The following is a 390-nucleotide window of genomic DNA, read 5'->3' as shown; positions in this document are numbered from 1 at the left end:
TATTGGCTGCCCGCCCAACCTTGAGAGACTCGCACCCAACATGAACGATGTTCAGGGTTTCTCTCTTCGCGATCCCAGTGGAAATGGACTTTCACGCGACCATGTTCGTCACAGAAGATTTCTTCTCCCTCTGGGCCGACGACCGTCGCGATCATGGGGCCATCGACTCTAGGTTTGGTCTCGGGATCCGCTTGCCAATTGAGATGAGCCGGGATGGCTTGCCATTGGTTGGCGTAGGTCGTCTTGCCTTGAGTGCCCTCTTCCTCGAGTGCTTGAGCCTGTTCGCCTTGGTGATTGACTTGAACCAGCAGCCAAGGGCGATTAAAGGATGTGTTGAGGTGGTCACTCAAGGTAAATTTATACCCTGAACGGAGCAAAAATTCGTTGCTT

General features: G+C 53.1%; 1 pseudogene. It reads right to left on the bottom strand.

The window, feature by feature from the left end:
• Positions 1-390: pseudogene (locus tag QTN94_RS20555) on the bottom strand (type VI secretion system tip protein VgrG); the annotation flags it as partial.

It is taken from the genome of Vibrio sp. M250220, assembly GCF_036533795.1.
Taxonomy (GTDB): Bacteria; Pseudomonadota; Gammaproteobacteria; order Enterobacterales; family Vibrionaceae; genus Vibrio.
Note: the sequence above shows the minus strand (reverse complement) of the source record. Positions and strands in the feature narration are given on the sequence as shown.